Origin of the sequence: Campylobacter lari, from assembly GCF_004357905.1 — a bacterium.
Taxonomy (GTDB): domain Bacteria; phylum Campylobacterota; class Campylobacteria; order Campylobacterales; family Campylobacteraceae; genus Campylobacter_D; species Campylobacter_D lari_D.
In genome coordinates, this window is sequence record NZ_SMTT01000001.1 from 179,537 (window position 1) to 194,513 (window position 14,977).

The 14,977-nt window shown below is 29.6% G+C and carries 13 protein-coding genes; 10 read left to right on the forward strand and 3 right to left on the reverse strand.

Annotated elements, in window-relative coordinates; translation table 11 throughout:
- Positions 1 to 48: 48 nt before the first annotated feature.
- The gene (locus E2O22_RS00940) at positions 49 to 657 is read right to left on the reverse strand and encodes an NAD(P)H-dependent oxidoreductase (protein ID WP_133318817.1); all 609 of its coding nucleotides are present in this window, start codon (positions 655 to 657) and stop codon (positions 49 to 51) included.
- Between the two features lie 133 nt (positions 658 to 790).
- Between E2O22_RS00940 and E2O22_RS00945 the strand changes: the two genes are divergently transcribed.
- The 4 genes from E2O22_RS00945 (at position 791) to gltS (ending at position 6,517) form a co-directional block, all read left to right on the forward strand.
- Positions 791 to 1,924 (forward strand): efflux RND transporter periplasmic adaptor subunit, encoded by a 1,134-nt coding sequence (locus E2O22_RS00945; protein ID WP_133318818.1) that lies wholly within the window; start codon positions 791 to 793, stop codon positions 1,922 to 1,924.
- Entirely contained in the window at positions 1,921 to 3,852 is a 1,932-nt protein-coding gene (locus tag E2O22_RS00950; RefSeq protein ID WP_133318819.1) for an ABC transporter permease, read from the forward strand. The genes E2O22_RS00945 and E2O22_RS00950 overlap by 4 nt, the downstream gene beginning before the upstream one ends.
- A gap of 1 nt (position 3,853) precedes the next feature.
- Positions 3,854 to 5,194, forward strand: coding sequence for a TolC family protein (locus E2O22_RS00955; RefSeq protein WP_133318820.1), 1,341 nt, complete (start codon positions 3,854 to 3,856; stop codon positions 5,192 to 5,194).
- Between the two features lie 114 nt (positions 5,195 to 5,308).
- Entirely contained in the window at positions 5,309 to 6,517 is a 1,209-nt protein-coding gene (gene gltS, locus E2O22_RS00960; RefSeq protein ID WP_133318821.1) for a sodium/glutamate symporter, read from the forward strand.
- 28 nt (positions 6,518 to 6,545) lie between these two features.
- Here gltS and nth read toward each other — a convergent pair whose 3' ends face one another.
- Positions 6,546 to 7,169 (reverse strand): endonuclease III, encoded by a 624-nt coding sequence (gene nth, locus E2O22_RS00965; protein WP_133318822.1) that lies wholly within the window; start codon positions 7,167 to 7,169, stop codon positions 6,546 to 6,548.
- Between the two features lie 78 nt (positions 7,170 to 7,247).
- Here nth and E2O22_RS00970 point away from each other — a divergent pair, with 78 nt between their 5' ends.
- The 5 genes from E2O22_RS00970 (at position 7,248) to E2O22_RS00990 (ending at position 12,342) form a co-directional block, all read left to right on the forward strand.
- Positions 7,248 to 8,063 (forward strand): peptidylprolyl isomerase, encoded by an 816-nt coding sequence (locus E2O22_RS00970; RefSeq protein WP_133318823.1) that lies wholly within the window; start codon positions 7,248 to 7,250, stop codon positions 8,061 to 8,063.
- Entirely contained in the window at positions 8,063 to 9,127 is a 1,065-nt protein-coding gene (fbaA, locus tag E2O22_RS00975; RefSeq protein WP_133318824.1) for a class II fructose-bisphosphate aldolase, read from the forward strand. Before E2O22_RS00970 ends, fbaA begins: the two co-directional genes overlap by 1 nt.
- A gap of 75 nt (positions 9,128 to 9,202) precedes the next feature.
- Positions 9,203 to 10,534, forward strand: a complete 1,332-nt coding sequence (locus E2O22_RS00980) for a MotA/TolQ/ExbB proton channel family protein (RefSeq protein WP_039626332.1) — start codon at positions 9,203 to 9,205, stop codon at positions 10,532 to 10,534.
- Positions 10,521 to 11,471, forward strand: coding sequence for an OmpA family protein (locus E2O22_RS00985; protein WP_133318825.1), 951 nt, complete (start codon positions 10,521 to 10,523; stop codon positions 11,469 to 11,471). The genes E2O22_RS00980 and E2O22_RS00985 overlap by 14 nt, the downstream gene beginning before the upstream one ends.
- On the forward strand, positions 11,458 to 12,342 hold the full coding sequence (locus E2O22_RS00990; RefSeq protein ID WP_133318826.1) for a 1-aminocyclopropane-1-carboxylate deaminase/D-cysteine desulfhydrase: 885 nt from the start codon (positions 11,458 to 11,460) through the stop codon (positions 12,340 to 12,342). The genes E2O22_RS00985 and E2O22_RS00990 overlap by 14 nt, the downstream gene beginning before the upstream one ends.
- Here E2O22_RS00990 and E2O22_RS00995 read toward each other — a convergent pair.
- On the reverse strand, positions 12,313 to 13,677 hold the full coding sequence (locus tag E2O22_RS00995) for a sodium-dependent transporter (protein ID WP_133318827.1): 1,365 nt from the start codon (positions 13,675 to 13,677) through the stop codon (positions 12,313 to 12,315). The two genes, E2O22_RS00990 and E2O22_RS00995, sit on opposite strands and share 30 nt — an antisense overlap.
- Positions 13,678 to 13,779: 102 nt before the next feature.
- Here E2O22_RS00995 and E2O22_RS01000 point away from each other — a divergent pair, with 102 nt between their 5' ends.
- Positions 13,780 to 14,955: an NAD(P)/FAD-dependent oxidoreductase gene (locus E2O22_RS01000; RefSeq protein WP_165955256.1), complete on the forward strand. Its 1,176-nt coding sequence runs from the start codon at positions 13,780 to 13,782 to the stop codon at positions 14,953 to 14,955.
- The last annotated feature ends 22 nt before the right edge of the window (positions 14,956 to 14,977 follow it).

Sequence of the window (14,977 nt, forward strand, 5' to 3'; positions counted from 1 at the left end):
AAAATATTATTTTATTATATAAAATTTAAATGGAGTTTTGATATTTGATTAATCTTTAAATTCTACCACTTCATTAAATGCAAAACGAGCTTTTTCTGTACTAGAATTTTTTTGGGCATGTCCTAGAGCAATGAGCATAGATACTCTTTGTTTGGTAGTGTCTAAATTTAAATATTGATTGATTTTATCTTTATCAAAGCCACCGATAATACACGAACCTAAATTTAAACTATAAGCAGCATTGATAATATTTGCAATGGCAAGATGACTTTGCTCTTTTGCATAAATAAAACTTTGTTCTAAATCCATTGCGTCTAAAAATGGCTTATAGGTTTGCAAGCGTTTATTTAATTCTTCTTGGCTTAAACCACGCTTTTTTAGTTTTTCTTCAAAATAATCTTTAAAATCAGCTCTTGAGATCACAACAATAATAGCAGCACAATTTGCTACATGGTTTTGATTGTTAGCTATTTTGGCAATTTCTTTTTTATGTTCATCTTTTTGAAAAACTAAGAATTTCCAAGGTTCAAGCCCTAAAGAACTAGGAGATAATCTAGCACATTCTAAGATATATTCTAAGTTCTCTCTAGAAATTTTTTCTTGAGTATATGCTCTAATGGAAGAGCGATTTTGCATTAAATTTAAATAATCTTGCATATAATTTCCTTATTTTTAGTTTAATTTATCTTATATCTTATAAGCTTTAAAATTGTTAAAATTATATTTTATTGCTACAATTTTATTTTTACTTCACACAAATGTTTTATTATGCGGTTTTTAAAGGATTAAAATGAAAAAAATAATTTATTTAAGCATATTTTTGATTATACTTATTATAGGGGTGTATTTTTACTTTTTTGCAAATAAGGAAGAATATAATTATCTAACTTATGAGGTTAAAAAACAAGACATTACTCAAAGCATAGAAGCAATAGGTGAAGTTTATGCAAAAACCCAAGTTGATGTTGGTGCACAAGTTAGTGGGCAAATTACTAAACTATATGTAAAATTGGGCGATCGTATTAATGAGGGTGATTTAATCGCGCAAATTGATAAAGATAAACAACAAAATGATTTAGATATTACCAAAGCTAGACTTGAAAGCACAAAGGCAAATTTAGAAAGTAAAAAAATTGCTCTTGATATAGCTACTAAACAATACCAAAGAGAGCAAAAGCTTTATGCTAAAAAGGCTACCTCTTTAGAAAATCTTGAAAATCTTAAAAATACTTTTTATGCCTTAAGAGCAAATGTGGCTGATTTAAAAGCTCAAACTACTCAACTTGAAATTTCTTTAAAAAATGCTCAAAAAGATTTAGCTTATACTACTATAACTGCACCTAGTAAGGGTGAGATTATCAATGTAGCAGTTGAAGAGGGGCAAACTGTAAATGCAAACCAAAATACACCAAGTATAGTGCGCTTGGCCGATTTAAGTGAAATGGAAATTCGTATGCAAATAGCTGAAGCTGATATTAATAAAATCAGTGTTGGAAAAAAGGTAAAATTTAGCATTTTAAATGAGCCTGATAAAAAATATGAAGCAACTATTTCAAGTATAGATCCAGCAAATACTACCATAAGTGATGCAACAAGCAATACAAATTTAAACTCAAACTCAAGTACTAGCACTAGCGCTGTATATTATTATGCAAGGGTTTTTGTAAAAAATGATAATAATTTTTTACGCATAGGTATGAGTACAGAAAATGAAATTGCTATTAAAACAGAAAATAATACTTTAGTTATACCAACTTTGGCTATAAAAAGCGATACAAGTGGTTATTATGTAGAAATTTTAAAAGCCAATAATATAAGTGTAAAAACACCTGTTAAATTAGGTATCAAAGATAGTTTAAATACTCAAATTTTAGATGGTATTAATGAGGGTGATTTAGTTATCATAGGTAAAAATAAAAAATGATACGCTTAGAAAATATACAAAAAAAGATTAATAATACAACTATTTTAGAAAATATTAATCTTTATATTCAAAAGGGAGAATTTGTAGCCATTATAGGACAATCAGGAAGTGGTAAAACCTCTCTTTTAAATATTATAGGCACACTTGATGAGCCAAGTAGTGGAAAATACTTTTTAGATGCATATGAAGTAACTAATTTAAGCAAAGATGAAAAAGCAAGAATTAGACGCGAAAAAATTGGTTTTATTTTCCAAAGATATAATTTGCTTAGTCTTTTAAATGCTAAAGATAATGTAGCCTTACCTGCTGTTTATGCAGGAAAAAATAAACAAGAAAGATCGCAAAAGGCTAAAGAATTACTTTCTTTTTTAGAGCTTGATCATAAAGAATTATCAAAGCCAAATGAACTAAGTGGTGGGCAACAGCAAAGAGTTTCCATAGCAAGAGCTTTGATGAATGGTGGTGAGCTTATTTTAGCAGATGAGCCAACGGGTGCGCTTGATTCTAAAAGCGGTAAGATAGTTTTAGAAATTTTAAATAAACTAAATGAGCAAGGACACACCGTAGTTTTAGTCACTCATGATAGAGAAATAGCTGCTAGAGCAAAAAGAGTTATAGAAATTAAAGATGGTAAGATTATAAGTGATAATGGTGCAAAAAAAACAGATGAAATAAAAACTAAGTTAATGCCAAAAGAGAAAAAAAGCTTTAATTTGCTTAAAAATCAGCTTTTTGAAAGTTTAAAAATGTCCATAGCTTCCATTGTAGCACACAAACTACGCTCTTTGCTTACTATGCTTGGTATTATCATAGGCATAGCTTCAGTAGTTTGCGTGGTTGCTTTAGGGCTTGGAGCCCAACAAAACATACTTGCTTCTATTAGCTCTATTGGGACTAATACTATAGAAGTTGTTTCAGGGCGTGGCTTGGGAGATATTCGATCAGGTAGAACAAGGCTTAATTTAAGTGATTTAAAAACCTTAAGTTCTTTGCCTTATTTAGAAGCAGTAGAAGCAGATGTGGGTAAAATAGGGGTGGTAACTTATAAGAATAATTCTTTACAAGCTAGAATTTATGGAGTAGGACCAAATCATCTAAGACTTAGAGGTTTTGTGATGGTAGATGGTAGGTTTATTAATAATGAAGATATAAAAGATAATACTAATATTTGCATTATAGATGAAAATGCTTTGAGAATTTTATTTGATAATATCAGCGTTAAAGATGTTTTAGGTAAAAGCGTGATTTTTAACAAGCAACCTTTAACTATAGTTGGTGTTTTAAAAAAAGAAAGAGATAATAAAGGCTTTAGAGCTGATGAAAATACCATTAAAATTTATACTCCTTATTCTACTTTGATGAATAAAATCACAGGAGATAAACAAATAAGAGCTATAGTAACTAAGGTAAAAGATGAGGTAAATCCTGCTTTGGCTGAAGAAGCTATGGTAAAAATTTTAGAGATTAAACGCGGAAAAAAAGATTTTTTTACTATAAATTCTGACGCGATTAAAAATGCCATTGAGGAAAATACTGCTACTTTGACTTTACTTATTTCTTCTATTGCAGTGGTATCTTTGATAGTAGGTGGTATTGGTGTGATGAATATCATGCTTGTTTCAGTAAGTGAGCGCACAAGAGAAATTGGAGTTAGAATGGCTATTGGAGCTAGAAAAGAAGATATTTTAATGCAGTTTTTAATCGAAGCTGTGTTGATTTGTTCTTTAGGGGCTATTTTTGGAGTAATACTTTCTTTTATCATCATTGAAGTATTTAATTCTTTAAATTTTGGTTTTACGATGATACTTTCATTAAATTCGGTATTTTTAGGGCTTTTAAGTTCGGTTTTAATCGGAGTGGTTTTTGGATTTTTCCCAGCAAAAAATGCAGCAAATTTAAATCCTATTAGTGCTTTATCAAAGGAATGAGATGAGAATATTTTTATTATTTTTTATAGCCTTTTTTTTAAATGCCTGCGTAGGAGTAAAATTAGAACAAGTATCTCAAGAACAAATAAAAAAAGAATATTTTGAAGATTTTAACGCAAGCAAGGCTTGGTGGGAAAAATATAACAATCAAGACTTAAATAATATCTTAAAAGCTATTATTGATAATAATAAAGACTTAAATATAGCAAGGGTTAATTTTTTAAGTACTTTAGCTAGATATAAGCTTTTAAATTTAGATCTTTATCCTACTTTGAGTGGAAATTTTGGTGCAAATATAAGAAAAAATTTAAACAATGGCACAAAAACGCATAGTTTTTCAAATGGCATTATGTTAAATTATGAGCTTGATATATATGGCAAAATTTCAGATCAAGTTGCTAGTTCTGAATTTTTAGCAAAAGCAAGTGAGTATGAGTTACGCTCTTTAGAGCTTGATACGATTAATTTAGCGATAAATAGTATTTTTGAATTTATTTATTTCAATGATGTAGATCATTTATTAAACAAACATTTAAAAAATCTAGAGCAAATGCTAGAAATTTATACTACTAAACTTAATTATGGAAAAGTTGAATATATAGATCTTTTAAATATTAAAAAATCTTTATTAAACACTAAACAAAATATCATTACAAATTTACAAAATAAAGACTTAACTCTTAAAAATATAAAAGACTTACTGGGTAAAGATGATGAGCATTTGATTAATAAAATGCTAAATTATACTCTTGAAGATTTTTCTTTGCAAAAAATTAATTTTGATATAGAATTAAAAATGCTTGCTTATAGACCACAAGTTCAAGCAAAACTAAATCAACTTATGGCTTCTTACAAGGATTATACAAGTGTGCAAAAAAGTATTTTACCTAGCATAAAAATATTGGGAAATTTAGATGGGAATAATAAGAATATTGATGAGAGTTTTAAATTTTTAATTTTAGGAGGCAATGTCGCCATTGACTTACCATTTTTGGACTTTTATAGAGTAAAACAAAATGTAAAAATTTCTGAATTAACATACCAAGCTCGTTTGGTTGAATATAAAGATGTATTACAAAGAACTATCCATGAATTTAATTTTTGTTATGAAAATGACAAGTATTATAATGATTTGTTAAAATTAGTAAAAAATATCAATATTAATCAAGAAAAAATTACACAGCTATATTTAGAAAAATATGAATTAGGTCGCAGTGAACTAAAAGATTATCTTGATGCGGACGCTTTGCTTATAAATTCACTCCAAGAGCTTAGCAGAGCAAAGCTATCTTTGCTTAAAAATATTAATTTATATCACAATATTGTTTTAATTTCAGAGTAAAAAAGACTAAAAGTGTTTCATTTTGTAATATTATAAGAAAAGAGTGTTGTTTATTTGCGTTGTTTTAAAGTCATTTAGAATACAATTGATAAATAAATCAAACAAAGGAGAATTATGAAATTTGATTTTTATGCAACGCTAGTTACTATGGTTATAGTATTGCTTTTAGGCGTATTTGTCATTAAAAGGGTAAAATTTCTTCGTGATTATAATATCCCTGAGCCAGTTGTTGGTGGTGGGATTGCTGCGATTATTCTTTTGATCTTACATAGTTTCTTCTCATTGGATATTAAATTTGATGAATCTATGAAAGATCCTTTAATGCTTGCATTTTTTTCAAGTATTGGTTTGTTAGCTGATTTTGCTTCTTTAAAAAAGGGTGGAAGAAAATTAGCAATTTTTTTAGTTGTTGTTGTTGGCTTGCTTTTTGCACAAAATATAGTTGGCATAGGTGTGGCAAGTGCTATGGGGCAAAATCCACTAATGGGACTTATAGCAGGTTCTGTTACAATGAGTGGCGGTCATGGAACAGGTGCAGCATGGGCAGCTGAATTTATTAAAGAACCTTATTTTTACTCTAGTGCAACTACTGTTGCTATTGCTTGTGCTACTTTTGGGCTTATTTCAGGTGGTATCATAGGTGGGCCTGTTGCAAGATATTTAGTCAATAAATATAAGTTAGTAGTTCCAAAGCAAAATGATGATAAAGATGCGATTTTAAATTTCCAGTCTCCAGAAAAAGAAAGACTAATCACACCTTCTTCTTTTATAGAATCTTTGGCATTAATTGCTTTATGTTTATTAATAGGTAGTGCTTTGTCTACTTATATTAAAACAAATACAGGTTTTACTTTACCAACTTTTGTGTATTGTCTTTTTGTAGGTGTGGTTTTAAGAAATGTTTTATCAGCTACAAAAATTCATCATGTATTTGATAGAGAAGTATCAGTTTTGGGTAATGTAAGCTTATCTTTATTTTTAGCTTTAGCTCTAATGACTATTAATCTTTGGGATTTAGTAACTCTTGCACTACCGATGTTGGTAATTTTAGCTGTTCAGGTTGCTATGATGGCTGCTTATGCTATATTTATCACTTTTAGGGTATGTGGAAAAGATTATGACGCAGCAGTTTTAGCAGCAGGACATTGTGGTTTTGGTTTGGGCGCTACTCCAACAGCTATGGTAAATATGCAAACTGTAACAAATCACTATGGTATGAGCCATATGGCATTTATTATTGTACCTTTAGTGGGTGCGTTTTTCATAGATATAGTAAATGCTTTAGTGATCAATGCTTTTTTGTATCTACCATTCTTTCATTAAAATCATCTAGCACTAAATTGGTGCTAGATTAAATTTTCTTATCTTTACTTTTGCATAAATGATTTAAAAAGCACTCTTTGCATAAAGGATTTTTAGCTTTACATGTATAACGCCCAAAAAGCACCATAGCTTGATGAAGATAGTTTAGATTATCTTTAAAAATTTTAGTTAAGTCTTTTTCGGTTTCTTCAGGAGTTTTGGCTTTGCTAAGATTAAGTCTATGCGAAACTCTAAATACATGGGTATCTACAGCCATGCAATTAGCCCCGCACCATTCTATCATCACTACATGTGCAGTTTTTTGTCCTACACCTGCTAGAGTTTTCAAATCTTGCTCGTCCATTGGAATTTCACCATTAAATTGCTCGCAAACTGCTTGAGCCATTTTGATTAAATTTTGTGCTTTATTATTATAAAATGAGCAAGAATTAATCAAAAGTTTTAAAGAAGATAAATTTGCCTTAGCTAAATCTTGCACACTAGGGTAAGCTTTAAATAAAGCAGGTGTGATGAGATTAACCCTTTTATCAGTACATTGAGCTGAAAGCATAACACAAACTATAAGTTCATAAGCATTACTAAAAACTAATTCTGTTTTTGCTTGTCCAAAATGTTTTAAAAATAATTCTTTAATTTCTAAATTTCTTTTCATAAACTTATTGTATGTTAATCGGCTTTAAATAAAGTTTAGATATAATAAAATCAACAAAACTATTTCAAAGGAAAAACAATGAAAAAAATTTCTTTAGTTGCTGCGGCTTTATTAACAGGTTTGAGTTTAAATGCTGCGGTGGTTGCCACCCTTGATGGAAACAATATTAGCGATACAGAAGTAAATGAGTTTTTTGCTCCTATGTTAAGAGGTGCTAAAATCACTGACTTACCAGCTGAACAAAAAAAAGCAATCATTGATCAATATATCATCCAACAACTTGTATTAAAAGACGCTAAAGCTCAAAAAATAGAAAATGATCCTTCATATAAAGAAGAATTAGAGCGTGCTAAAGAAGCTATCATGGTAAATATCTATCAAAAGAAAATTTTTGATTCTATCAAAAATGATGATGCTAAGGCTAAAAAATACTATGAAGCAAATAAAGATAAATTTACTAAACCAGCTCAAGTAAAAGCTAAGCATATTTTGGTAACTAGTGAAAAAGAAGCTAAAGATATTATTGCCGAGCTTAGTAAGTTAAGTGGAAAAGCTTTAAATGATAAATTTGCTCAACTTGCAAAAGAAAAATCAATCGACAAAGGTTCTTCGGCTCAAGGCGGTGATCTTGGATGGTTTGCTGAATCAACTATGGTAAAACCATTTGCTGATGCAGCTTTTTCTATGAAAAAAGGTACTATTTCTAAAACACCAGTAAAAAGTGATTTTGGATATCATATTATTTTAAAAGAAGATGCTAGAGCGAAAAGTACTATGAGTTATAATGAAGTAAAAGCAGGTATTGAAAGCAATATCAAAATGGAAGAATTTAAAGAACTTATGAATAAAAAAGCTCAAGAGCTTCGTCAAAAAGCAAAAGTGGAATATAAATAATGGGTGTATTAGATCTTGTCAAACCAGGTGTTTTAAGTGGCGATGATCTAAATACCGTATATAATTATGCAAAAAAAGAAGGATTTGCTATCCCTGCGGTAAATGTCGTGGGGACAAATTCTATTAATGCGGTTTTAGAAAGTGCTAAAAAAGTTAATTCACCTGTGATTATTCAATTTTCAAATGGTGGAGCTAAATTTGTAGCAGGAAAAGCTTGTCCAAAAGCTGATGTGCTTGGTGCTATAAGTGGTGCAAGACATGTGCATTTAATGGCAAAAGCTTATGGAGTTCCAGTAATTTTACACACAGATCATGCTGCTAGAAAATTACTTCCTTGGATTGATGCTTTGATTGAAGCAAATATTGAGTTTAAAAAAGAAACAGGTAAGCCTTTGTTTAGCTCTCATATGATTGATTTAAGTGAAGAGGATTTAGAAAGTAATCTAGGCACTTGTGAGAATTATTTAAAACAAATGTCTGAGCTTGGAATTTCTTTAGAGCTTGAGCTAGGATGTACGGGTGGTGAAGAAGATGGAGTGGATAATACTAATATTGATAATGCAAAATTATACACTCAGCCTGAAGATGTAGCATTAGCTTATGAGAGACTTTCTAAAATTAGTGATAGATTTTCAATTGCAGCTAGTTTTGGTAATGTACATGGAGTATATAAACCAGGAAATGTGATTTTAAGACCTGAAATTCTTAAAAACTCTCAAAATTATGTAAAAGAAAAATTCAATCTTGGTGAAGATAAACCAATCAATTTTGTTTTCCATGGTGGTAGTGGTAGCGATATAGAGGATATCAAAGCAGCACTTAGCTATGGTGTAATTAAAATGAATATTGATACAGATACACAATGGGCTTTTTGGGATGGTGTTAGAGAGTATGAGCTTAAAAATAAAGCTTATTTGCAAGGCCAAATTGGTAATCCAGATGGAGAAGATAAGCCAAATAAAAAATATTATGATCCAAGAGTATGGCTTAGAGCGGGCGAAGAGAGTATGATCAAACGCTTAGAGTGCGCTTTTAGCGATTTAAATTGTATCGATAGAAACTAAGAGTTTTATAACTCTTAGTTGATTTTCCTGTGAAGATTTTAAATTTTTAGAGTAAAATTAACAAAGGTTTATAAAATGGAAGTTAAAACAACTGATGATTTTTCTGATCTTGTATTACCTGAAGGAAAAGGTAGTACAGGAATTGTTGCTTATTTAAAGATTATTTTTATCCCTGCCATATTGTATATTTTAGTGCTTTTAGGGTATTTTGGAAAGATTGATTTTAAAGTAGAATTACATAGTGTTGTAATGATAGGGATTATCTTTTTAGTGGCTTTGATCTTTGCTAGACATAGTGCTGATTATGCTTCAAGTATTTTTGAGCAACAAAAAGATGAGTTTAAGCTGATATTAAAACGCTATATTATGAAGCATTTTTTAGTTATAGGTAAAGAAACAAAGTCAAATGCTAGCTTTGATGATTTCGCATATGCTTATGTGAAAGATTTGAGAAATGAAAATTTTGCTTCTGTGGGTGCAGCTATTTTTCCTATGCTTGGTATTTTAGGAACTTTTATAAGTATAGCCATGTCTATGCCAAATTTTAATTCAAGCGACACAGCAGGCTTAGAACAAGAGATTTCAGTTTTATTAAATGGAGTAGGAACAGCCTTTTATGTATCAATTTATGGAATTTTCTTAGCACTTTGGTGGATATTTTTTGAAAAATACGGTAGTAGTAAATTCCAAAAACTTCTAAATCGTCAAAAAAACGCAACAAGCGATTTTTTTTGGTCTAAAGAAGAAATTGATAGAAAATACCTTCAAGAAAGTTTGCAACATTTTGAAAAAATAGGCACGATTTTTGAACATGTAAGCAATGAGGAATTTTTTAAAGAACTAGATAATACAATAGATAGAAAATTCAAAGTTTTTCAAGAACTTGTAAATGCTGAAGAAAAAGCTGTAAGATTAAGCAGTGAGCATGTAAAACAAACTATGAGTGATTTATCTAAAACCCAAAGAGAGCAAAAAGATATAGTTAAAACTTATAGCGAGATTGCAAATGCGGTAAATATGTTAAATTCAAACATAAAAGATTTAACCTTAAGAATTTCAGAGCAATATAATAGACTCTTAGATGTGAGTTCAGATAAGATTGTGCATTTAGATAAAAGTGTGAGTGCTTTAGATGAAAAGGTAAATAATTTTTCAAATAATATTGAAAAATATCAAAATCTTATGCTTGATAATCAAACTAAGCTTTTTGAAGGCTTTAGGGCAAGTATTATAGAGGGCATGCATACTTTTAAAGAAGCTTATGAAGATGAAAAAAATATTGACGAAAAAATTTCACTAATGCAAGAATTTAAAGAAGAAAGCAAAGAATTAGATGAGCAAACCACACAAGTTATTGCAAAGCTTGAAAATCAAAAAGAAGATGAAAAAATAGATGATAAAAAATAATTCTAGCAATGAAGAAAATAATTTTTGGATAGCTTATGCAGATTTAATGGCAGGCTTGCTTTTTATATTTATTTTGCTTATTGGAGCTATAGTTGTTAAGTATGTTTTAACTCAAAGTGATTTACAAATCATAAAAGAAAATTTGCAAAAACAAGAAGAACGCTTAAGAGAGAATAAAGAAGAATTAAATCAAAAAGAAGATATTTTAAAAAGTCTTAGCCAAAAATTAAGTAATACCTCAAGTACGCTTGATAATATCAGCAAACAAAAACAAGCTTTAGAAGCTAATATTACTAAACTTAATCAAGATTTAAATTCAAGTTTAGATGAAAAAGATCAGCAAATTTTTGCTTTACTTGAAAGATTAAATAAAAAAGATGAGGAAATCAAAGAATTAGAGCGTAATTTTGATGAGGCGAAAAGCAAAATCAAAGAACTAGGATTAATCAAAGAAAATACCATCAAAAATCTTCAAGCAAAATTTGATACTAATATTACCTTAGATTCTAATACAGGTGCGATAGTTTTACCTTCTGAAGTGCTTTTTGATACAAATTCTTTTACTCTAAAAGCTCAAGCAAAAGAGAATTTAAAGGCAATTTTAACACAGTATTTTGACAATATCTTAAAAGATGAAAATATCTTAAATAGTATAGAAAATATAGTCATAGAAGGTCACACAGATAGTGCAGGCTCTTATATATATAATCTTGATTTATCACAAAAAAGAGCTTATGCTGTGATGAGTTTTATACACTCATTTTACAAAGATCCAAGATTGCAAAAACTTTTAATGGCAAGTGGTAGATCTTATTCTGATGTGATTATGAAAGATGGTAAAGAAGACAAAGAGGCAAGTCGTAGAATAGAGATTAAGTTTAATATCAATACAAATAATGCTTTAGAAAAGGTTGAAAAATACCTTGATAGCAAGTAGAATTGATGTTTTAAAATACAAGGATTTTGAATTTTTACTCAAAAGAGATGATTTACTAGGTTATATTAATGGAAATAAGGCTAGAAAACTAACCTTTTTTGAAAAAAATAAACATTTATTTAAAAAAGGACAAAGATTTATTTCTTTTGGCTCCTCTCAAAGTAATGCTTTAGTTGCTTTAGCTAAGTTTTGTTACGAAAATGATTTTTTGCTCATTTTTGTTTGTGAAAAAATGAGTTCTTTTTTAAAAGAAAATCCCCATGGAAATTTAGAATTTGCATTAAAACACAATGTGAAGTTGATAGAAAATATAAATTATCCCACAAGAAGACTGCAAGCTTTAGCCTTGAAAAAAGATGATGATATTTTTATAGAAGAGGGTGTGGCTATAAAAGAAGCTGAATTTGGATACCAGCAACTAGCCTTAGAGCTTAGTGAGCAGTTAAGTGAAACTGTAAGTATTTTTTTACCTTCAGGTACAGGAACTTCTGCGGCTTTTTTGGCTAAACATAGTAAATTTAAAGTTTTTACATGTGCTTGTGTGGGCGATAGTGCATATTTAAAAGAGCAAATTTTAAGCTTAGAGCCAAATTATGATTTTGGTAATTTAACCATATTAAATTCACCTAAAAAATATCATTTTGCTAAGCCTTATTTAGAATTTTATGAGCTTTATAAGGATTTAAAAAAAGAATGTGGAGTGGAGTTTGATTTGCTTTATGATATGGTGGGTTTTAAAACTTTATTAGCTCATAAAGAGCAATTTGGTGGAAAAATCTTATATATCCATCAAGGAGGTCTTGAAGGAAATATAAGCATGCTAAAGCGTTGTGAGTATAAATTAAAAAATTCCAAAATAAAAAATCACTAAGATAATCAAAGGTATAATAAATTTAACATAATAATACCATAGTTTAAAAATACTTCCTTTTAGGGTATTTTGATTGGAAAGTTCATAAATAGCATCTTTTTTAAGCACCCAACCTACATAAATACAACAAAAAAATGCGGTTAAAACAAAGAATATATTTCCACTAATAAAATCAAAGCTATCAAAAATATTTTTTCCTTTGATGATAGTAATATCTCTTAAAGGACCATAGGTAAGTATACATGGTAAATTCCCTAAAACAAAAATACTTCCAAGTGTTAGATTAATAGCGGTATTTTTAGCTAGTTTAAATTTTTCCTCTAAAACACTAATGATTACTTGATAAATTGGTAAGCTTGTAGTAAGTGCAGCGATGATTAAAAGCAAAAAGAAAAACACGCAAATTATACTTCCAAAAGGTATATGTGAAAATGCAACGGGCAAGGTTTTAAAAACCAAAGATGGCCCACTATCAGGGGTTAAACCTACGCTAAATAAAGCAGGGAAAATCATAAATCCAGCAAGCACTGCTATGAGGGTGTTTAAAATTCCTGTATAAACAGAAGTTTTGATTAAATTCTCATTTTTCTTAAGGTGAGATGATAAGGTTATCATTACACCAAAACCCAAAGATAAGGCAAAAAATACTTGTCCTAAAACATCTATAAACAATTTAGGAGTGATTTTAGAAAGATCAGGAGTAAGGTAAAATTTCACACCTTCGCTTGCTCCTTCAAGAGTTAAATTGCGCGCAACAACAACCAAAAGACAGATAAATAAAAATGGCATAAGGTATTTTACTGACTTTTCTATGCCATCAATCACACCTTTTTTTAGGATAATCCAGTTAATTATCACAAATATAGTAGTAAAAATTCCTATTAATAAAGGATTATTTTCTATGGTAGAGCTATAAAATTCGCTTGTATATTGAGCGTTAATGGGACTTGAAAGATTAAAATCACCTATGATGATTTTAAAAATATAAGCTAAAACCCATCCGCCTATTACCATATAATAAGCCATGATTCCAAAACTTCCCAAAAGTCCCATATAGCCAACACCTTGCCAAGAATTAGATATTTTAACTCCATCGTTTGTTTTTCCGCCAAAAGCATCGACTGAATTTAGCATTCTGCGTCTTCCTATGACATTTTCGACCAAAATCACAGGAATTCCTATAAAAATCATAGCTATACAAAAGGCCAAAACATAAGCACCGCCTCCATTTTCACCCACTAAATATGGAAAACGCCAAGTGGCTCCAAAACCAATAGTCGCTCCTGCTACTGTAAGGATATAAGTTAGCGTATTACTCCAAGTTTGTCTTTGCATGCTTTTTCCTTGCTAAATTTAAATAAAAAATATTTTAAGATAAAAAATAATACCATTATGCCAAATTTTTATTTATTTTTTTATCAAATTAAAGGAAAATCCATGCAAAAAAAGAAAATTTTGTTTTTAGGTGCAGGATATGCTACTTTATCGGCTATAAAAGCCTTACCTGATGAGTTTTTTGAAAAAGCACAAGTGAGTTTGATTAATAATAATTCTTATCATTATCATACTATTTTACTACACAAAGTAGCTTCCAATGAAGATATTTATAGTTCAAAATATGATCTTTTGCCTTTATTAAATCCAAAAATCAACTTTATCCAAGATGAAGTTTTAAAAATTTCTAAAGACAAAGTTTTTACTAAAAATAATGAATTTGACTTTGATATTTTAGTATGTGGGCTTGGTTTTGCCAAAGAAACTTTTGGTATTAAAGGCATGCAAGAATATGCTTTGAGTATAGATAATTATGAAAATGCTTTAAAAATTAATGAAATAATATATGAGAAAATAAAAAATTATAAAGCCACCCAAAATGAAGATGATTTAAAAATCGCAGTTTGTGGCGGGGGCTTAAGCGGGGTTGAATTTGTAGCTTCTTTAGCTAAAGAGCTTAAAATATTTTGTCAAAAAGAGCAAATTTCTTATGAGAAATTAGAACTTTCTATTATTGAAGCTATGGATCAAATTTTACCTATGTTTGATAAAAGTTTGGCTTTAAAAGCAAGGCAAAGGCTAGAGACACTTGGTGTGAAAGTATATGAAAAATCTAAAATCACAGAATGTGAAAAAAATGGTATAAGACTTGATGGGGGAGAATTTGTTAAAGCTAATACTATCATTTGGACTGCAGGAGTTAGAGGTAATAGTGTTATAGAAAATAGCTCAGATTTTCCAAGTGCAAGATCGCGTATAGAAGTAGATGCTTTTATGCATCCATTAAATGTTGAAAATTCATCAAGATACTTTTTTATAGGCGATAATAGTTTATTTAAAAATCCTAAAACTAACACTCCTTATCCTCCAACAGCCCAGCTTGCATTAAGAGAAGGAGCTTATGTAGCTAAAGCTTTAATGGCTATGATTGATGAGAAAGAATTTAAACAAGAATTTTCTTTTGTGAGTGGAAATACCGTTTGTTCAATCGGAAAAGATTATGCAGTTGGCACGGTTTTACATAAACCAATTAGTGGTTTTTTAGCAATAAAACTTAAAATTTTTATAGAAAAACTATGGCAATATCAGCTTGAAGGATTGAAAGGTTTTTTGAAATAAAATTAATTTTAAATAGAGTCTT

What these genes read in the sequence shown, in the direction of transcription:
- E2O22_RS00980 (WP_039626332.1), top strand. Translation starts at nt 9,203, where the DNA reads ATGGAAGTTAAAACAACTGATGATTTTTCTGATCTTGTATTACCTGAA.
- nth (WP_133318822.1), bottom strand. Translation starts at nt 7,169, where the DNA reads ATGAAAAGAAATTTAGAAATTAAAGAATTATTTTTAAAACATTTTGGA.
- E2O22_RS00955 (WP_133318820.1), top strand. Translation starts at nt 3,854, where the DNA reads ATGAGAATATTTTTATTATTTTTTATAGCCTTTTTTTTAAATGCCTGC.
- E2O22_RS00940 (WP_133318817.1), bottom strand. Translation starts at nt 657, where the DNA reads ATGCAAGATTATTTAAATTTAATGCAAAATCGCTCTTCCATTAGAGCA.
- E2O22_RS00950 (WP_133318819.1), top strand. Translation starts at nt 1,921, where the DNA reads ATGATACGCTTAGAAAATATACAAAAAAAGATTAATAATACAACTATT.
- E2O22_RS00995 (WP_133318827.1), bottom strand. Translation starts at nt 13,677, where the DNA reads ATGCAAAGACAAACTTGGAGTAATACGCTAACTTATATCCTTACAGTA.
- fbaA (WP_133318824.1), top strand. Translation starts at nt 8,063, where the DNA reads ATGGGTGTATTAGATCTTGTCAAACCAGGTGTTTTAAGTGGCGATGAT.
- E2O22_RS00970 (WP_133318823.1), top strand. Translation starts at nt 7,248, where the DNA reads ATGAAAAAAATTTCTTTAGTTGCTGCGGCTTTATTAACAGGTTTGAGT.
- E2O22_RS00985 (WP_133318825.1), top strand. Translation starts at nt 10,521, where the DNA reads ATGATAAAAAATAATTCTAGCAATGAAGAAAATAATTTTTGGATAGCT.
- E2O22_RS01000 (WP_165955256.1), top strand. Translation starts at nt 13,780, where the DNA reads ATGCAAAAAAAGAAAATTTTGTTTTTAGGTGCAGGATATGCTACTTTA.
- gltS (WP_133318821.1), top strand. Translation starts at nt 5,309, where the DNA reads ATGAAATTTGATTTTTATGCAACGCTAGTTACTATGGTTATAGTATTG.
- E2O22_RS00945 (WP_133318818.1), top strand. Translation starts at nt 791, where the DNA reads ATGAAAAAAATAATTTATTTAAGCATATTTTTGATTATACTTATTATA.